This window comes from Geminisphaera colitermitum TAV2, from assembly GCF_000171235.2.
Lineage (GTDB): Bacteria > Verrucomicrobiota > Verrucomicrobiia > Opitutales > Opitutaceae > Geminisphaera > Geminisphaera colitermitum.
The window spans coordinates 1-5334 of the sequence record NZ_ABEA03000098.1 but is presented as its reverse complement, the minus strand read 5'-3'; the positions used below and the strand labels follow the sequence as shown (position 1 = coordinate 5334).

5 protein-coding genes and 1 pseudogene are annotated in these 5334 nt (G+C 64.8%); 3 read left to right on the top strand and 3 right to left on the bottom strand.

The features are described 5' to 3' along the window. Positions 1 to 251 (top strand): annotated as a pseudogene (locus tag OBACDRAFT_RS29690) (helix-turn-helix domain-containing protein); the annotation flags it as partial. A 61-nt stretch (positions 252 to 312) separates the two neighbouring features. Then, positions 313 to 588, top strand: a complete 276-nt coding sequence (locus OBACDRAFT_RS29685; RefSeq protein WP_332835123.1) for a helix-turn-helix transcriptional regulator — start codon at positions 313 to 315, stop codon at positions 586 to 588. A gap of 48 nt (positions 589 to 636) precedes the next feature. Here OBACDRAFT_RS29685 and polX read toward each other — a convergent pair whose 3' ends face one another. Then, a complete protein-coding gene (polX, locus tag OBACDRAFT_RS11440; RefSeq protein WP_052361771.1) occupies positions 637 to 2460 on the bottom strand; it encodes a DNA polymerase/3'-5' exonuclease PolX in 1824 nt (607 codons plus the stop codon). 46 nt (positions 2461 to 2506) lie between these two features. Between polX and OBACDRAFT_RS11435 the strand changes: the two genes are divergently transcribed. Then, complete coding sequence (locus OBACDRAFT_RS11435; protein ID WP_043585730.1) at positions 2507 to 2941, top strand: acyl-CoA thioesterase; 435 nt, start codon at positions 2507 to 2509, stop codon at positions 2939 to 2941. A gap of 22 nt (positions 2942 to 2963) precedes the next feature. Here OBACDRAFT_RS11435 and OBACDRAFT_RS11430 read toward each other — a convergent pair whose 3' ends face one another. After that, positions 2964 to 3575 carry a S24/S26 family peptidase gene (locus tag OBACDRAFT_RS11430; protein ID WP_043585728.1) on the bottom strand — a complete coding sequence of 204 codons (612 nt, stop codon included), beginning with the start codon at positions 3573 to 3575 and terminating at the stop codon, positions 2964 to 2966. A gap of 88 nt (positions 3576 to 3663) precedes the next feature. After that, the coding region (locus OBACDRAFT_RS11425; RefSeq protein WP_232767033.1) for a DNA translocase FtsK at positions 3664 to 5334 on the bottom strand (1671 nt) is incomplete at its 5' end.

Here is a 5334-nt window from a genome sequence, read left to right as displayed (position 1 = left end):
TGTCGCGGATTCTGGTGCTGCACTTTTCGACGGCTCCGCGGGAGTTGGCGGACTTGGTTTCGCCGCGGTTGCCTTTGACCGTTCCGCTCAAGGCGGAGGAGGTGGCGCGGTTTCGGAAATTGGGGCCGGAGTTGCTGCCGTGGGTGCAGAGGCCGGACGCGTTGCAGGATTTGCGGACTCAGCGGTTGTTGCTGGAGGTGTCGTTGCTGGCGTTGGAGGGGGTCGGGTTGGGGGGGGCGGGGGCAGGTTGATTCGCAGCGGGTCACGCGGAGTCTGGCGTGGTTCAGGGAGCATTTGACGGAGGCGCCGGATGTGGTCCAGGCGGCGCGGGCGGTGGGGTGTTCGGCGTCGCATTTGCGGCGGTTGTTTCACAAGGCGGGGCATCCGTCGCCGCGTTGTGTGTTGCAGCGGATGCGGCTGGAGGCGGCGGCGGAGTGTCTGGCGTTGGACTGGCCGCAAAAGAAGGTGGCGGAGTATCTGGGGTTCAGCGAACCGAGCGCGTTCGCGCGGGCGTTCACACGGCATTTCGGTTCGCCGCCGGGGGTTTATACGCGCAGACACGCGCACACGGCGGCAGATGATCGGTGAGTGTTAACCACAGAGACACGGAGGCACAGAGGGACGATCCACGGAGAATCAGCAGCGGGGAGAATGGGGGCGATTGAGGGAGGTGTTTTGGTGGGCTTGGTCTCCGTGCCTTTGTGTCTTTGTGGTTAATTCATTCAGGACGTCGGCGAGGGGGCGGGTGTTGAGGATGTGGTCGGGGGTGAGCCAGGCTTTGCGGGCGGAGTTGATGCCGGCCTGGACGTGGGCGAGGCCGGCGGTGTCGTGGGCGTCGGGGTTGATGGCGCAGAGGAGGCCGCGGGCGGCGGCGCGGCGCCAGTGGCGCCAGTCGAGGTCGAGGCGATGGGGGCTGGCGTTGAGTTCGATGATGACGTGGTTGGCCAGGGCGGCGTCGATGATCTTGGGGATGTTGAGGGGATAGGGTTCGCGTTGCAGGAGGAGGCGGCCGGTGGCGTGGCCGAGCATGGTCACGCGCGGGTGTTCGAGGGCGCGAATGATGCGCGCGGTCATGGTCTCTTCGCTCTGCGAAAAGGCGCTGTGGACGGAGGCAACGATGTAGTCGAGCGCGAGGGCGTCGAGGGTGGCGTCGTCGTAGTCGAGGCGTCCGTCGGGGAGGATGTCGCATTCGACGCCGGCAAAGACGTGGGTGCCGGGGTAGCGGCCGGAGGCGTTGAGGGCGCGGATTTCGGCGATCTGGGCGTGGAGGCGTTGTTCGTCGAGGCCGCGGGCTTGGTGGCTGGATTTGGAGTGGTCGGCAATGCCGAGGTATTGCCAGCCGAGCGCGGCGGCGGCGGCGGTCATTTCGGCGAGGGTGTTGTGGCCGTCAGAGGCGGTGGTGTGGTTGTGGAATGCGCCGCGCAGGTCGGTGAGTTGCACGAGGCGGGGGAGTTCGCCGCGTTCGGCGGCTTCGATTTCGCCAAGGCCTTCGCGGAGTTCGGGCGGGATGTAGTGGAGTCCCAGATACGCGAAGAGGGCGGTTTCGTCGGCGATGGGGGGGAGGGGGGGGTGGGGGGGAGCGGATGCGTTTTCCACAGGTGTGACGCCCCATTCGGAGAGGCTGAGGCCGCGCGAGAGGGCGCGGTGGCGCATCTGGACGTTGTGGTCCTTGGAGCCGGTGAAGTGGTGCAGGGCAAAGGCAAATTGCTCCGGGGGCACAAGGCGGAGGTCGGCCTGAAGGCCGGTGTCGAAGCGCACGCTGGCCTTGGTCTCGCCGCGCGCGGTGATTTCGCGCACGCCGGGTTGCGAGCAAAACCAGTCCACCACGGGAGCGACGTGGGCGGGGGCCACGGCCACGATGAAATCGAGGTCGCCCACGGTTTCCAGTCCGCGGCACAGGGAGCCGGCGGCTTCGGCGCGTTCGACGTGGGGGAGGGTGCGGAGGTGGGCGACGATGGGCTGGGCGATGGCGTGCGCGTCCCACCAGAGGTGGCGGCGGGCGTAGGCGGCGCGGTTGCGGATGCCTTCGGCGATTTTTTGCTGAGATTTTTCACCGAAGCCGGGGAGGGCGGCAACGCGGCCGTCGGCGCAGGCGGCGGCAAGTGTATCGAGGTTGTCGATACCGAGTTGGTCGTGGATGGCCTTGATTTTTTTGGGGCCGAGGCCGGGGACTTCGAGCATGGTGATGAGGCCGGGGGCGATGCTGGCTTTGAGGTCGTCGTAGAAGGGGAGCTGGCCGGTGGTGTGAAGGGTGGCGATTTTTTGGGCGAGGGCGTCGCCAATGCCTTTGACTTCGTTGAGGCGGTTGTCGTGGACGAGGGCGGCGAGTTCGGATTCCTCGATTTCGCCGAGGGCGCGGGCGCCGCTTTGGTAGGCGCGGACTTTGAAGGGGTTTTCGCCTTTGAGTTCGAGGAGGGTGGCGATTTGCGTGAGGGTGGCGGCGATTTCGGTCTTGGTCATGTGGCGTAAAATCTGCCAACCCATACGCGAATCTTCCAATCCTGCCATGTCTTTCACCTACCAGCGCACCATTCACTTTCCCGATACCGACGCGGCGGGGGTCGTGTTTTTCGCCCGTTACCTGTCCATCTGCCACGAGGCCTACGAGGAGGCGCTGGGGGCGGCAAGCGAGGGGGGGGGGGGGGGATTGGTGTTGGCGAAGTTTTTCGCGGACAATGGGGTGGTGGTGCCGATCGCGCGGTGCGAGGCGAAGTATTTGCGTCCGCTGGTGTGCGGGGATCGCGTGGAGGTGGTGGTGCGCCCGGAGGGGCTTTCGGAGAATAGTTTTGCCGTTGATTATGTGATGTCGCGGCTGGACAGGTCCGGCGCGGCGGTCAAACGGGTGGCGGTGGCGCGCACGGAGCATGTGTGCATCGGGTCGGCCACGCGGGAGCGGATGGCGTTGCCGGCGGCACTGGCGGCGTGGGTGGCGGCGGGTTGAACTCCGCGCTCAACAGCCGGCATCATTTCGCAGGCGCGGCGAGGGCAACGGGCGTGTTGGTGGCCAAGGGTTCGGAGACGCCGACAAGCGTCTGAGGGTTGGCGTGGAAGGTGGCGTAAACCACGCCGACAAGATTGCGGTCGTTCACGCGGGAGGTGTCGCATTCGGTGTTGTTCCAGCCACGCACGATCCAGTCGCCGGCGGTGTCGCGTTCCTCGACGCGGTGGGCAATGCGTTCGCCGAGGTGATTGGTGTAGATCACCAGCATGCCGGGGTGGAGGTTGGCGGCTGGAAAGGTGGTCTTGATGACGAGCACGGCGCCATCGCCAAAGAAGGGTAGCATCGACCGGCCTGCCACGCGCACCACGTCGAGATCATCGCGTGTGCCGGCGAGGTGATGTGCGTCGCGCAGCGCGGTGTCGATCTGCACGGGGGTCACGGGGTTGATGTGGATGGATTCGGCGGAGGGGGCTCCACGGAGGGGAACGGTAATGAGGGCTAGAGAAAACAGCCCCGCCATCGCCATCAGGGTGAGGGTGGCGAACCGGGCGGAAAGATCGTTGAGGGAATGAGGGAGGGGGTACTCCATGCCGTCCATCTTACGCTTGCGGACGGAGTTCCGCCAGATGGTCATCAGCCCAGAATGGCAACTCTGTTACCCTAGCGGCACTGGGGGAACCTCCCCTTACTGAGGGGAAAGGGGAGGTGCGCAGGGTGAGGGATTACAACGAATCGAGGTCCACGAGTATCTCGCGGGGGCTGGAGCCGTTTTCGGGTCCGATGATGCCGCGTTGCTCAAGGAGGTCCATGACGCGGGCGGCACGGTTGTAGCCGATCTTGAGGCGGCGTTGGATCATGGAGGTGGAGGCGCGCTTGGTGCTGCGCAGGACGTCGAGCACGTCCTGATAAAGCTGGCTGTCTTCGCCAAGGTCCTCGGCGTCGTCGTCCCCACCGTCGCCGTCTTCGTCGTCGGCGCCGCGGTCGATTTGTTGTTGCACGTTGGCTGCGTATTGCGGGGGGCCGTTGCGTTTGAGGTATTCGACAAATTCCTGTACTTCTTCGTCGGATACAAAGGCACCTTGGGCACGGACGAGGCGGGAACTGCCGGGGGGCGAGAAGAGCATGTCACCGCGGCCAATGAGCGTGTCGGCTCCCTTGACGTCGAGAATGGTGCGGGAGTCCACCTGGGAGGCGACTTGGAAGGCGATGCGCGAGGGGAGGTTGGCTTTGATGACGCCGGTAATGACGTTCACGGAGGGACGTTGCGTGGCGATGATGAGATGGATGCCGGCGGCGCGGGCGAGTTGGGCGAGGCGGGCAATGCTGGTCTCGATCTCGGCGGGGGCGACCATCATGAGATCGGCGAGTTCGTCGATGATGGCGACGATGTAGGGGAGGTGGTCCGGGATTTCGATGCCGTCGTCCTCAAGGGGATCGACGCCTTCAAGGGTTTGTTGTTCGCCGATGCCGGTGTTGTTGCCTGCGATGGGGAATTCGGGTTTGTCGGTTTTCTTGCGGTGGTTGAAGCCGCTGATGTTGCGGACGCCGACTTTGGCAAAGATTTGGTAGCGTTGCTCCATCTCGCCGAGGAGCCACTTGAGCGCGGAGGGGACTTTTTTCGGCTCGGTGACGACAGGGATGAGCATGTGCGGGAGGGTGTTGAACACTTTCAACTCCACGACTTTGGGGTCCACCATGATGAGGCGCAGGTCCTTGGGACTCTTGCGGTAAACGATGGAGGCAATGATGGAGTTGATGCACACGGATTTGCCCGAGCCGGTGGCGCCGGCGATGAGGAGGTGGGGCATTTTGGCGAGGTCGCTGATGAGGGGTTTGCCGGAAACGTCCTTGCCGAGCGCGATGGGGATCTCGGCTTTGACGCTGGCCCAGTCCTCGGATTCGAGGATGTCACGCATGCCGACAGGCGAGGGGACGCGGTTGGGGATTTCGATGCCGACGGCGGCTTTGCCGGGTATGGGGGCCAGAATGCGCACGGACTGGGCGCGCATGCCGAGGGCGATGTTTTTGTCGAGGCTGGCGATTTTTTCCACGCGCACGCCGGGGGCGGGGACGACTTCATAGCAGGTGATGACGGGGCCGACGTGAATCTCGCCGGGCGTCACGGCGACGTTGAATTCGCCGAGGATGCGCACGAGGTCGTCCATGTTGCGCTTGTATTCCTCGTCGTTGTCGCCGCCGTTGGGGTTGCTCAGTTCTTTGAGGAGCGTGAGCGTGGGGAATTGATAGTTTTCCTCCGCAGCGGGAATGCCGGGCGACTTGGCCTTGCGGGGTTCCTCGGCCTTGACGATGGCAACGGCGTCGCTGGCGGGAAAGCCCGATGGCTGGGAAGCAGGCGCGGGCGCGGCGGGCACCGCGGTTGAAACGGCGGTGGC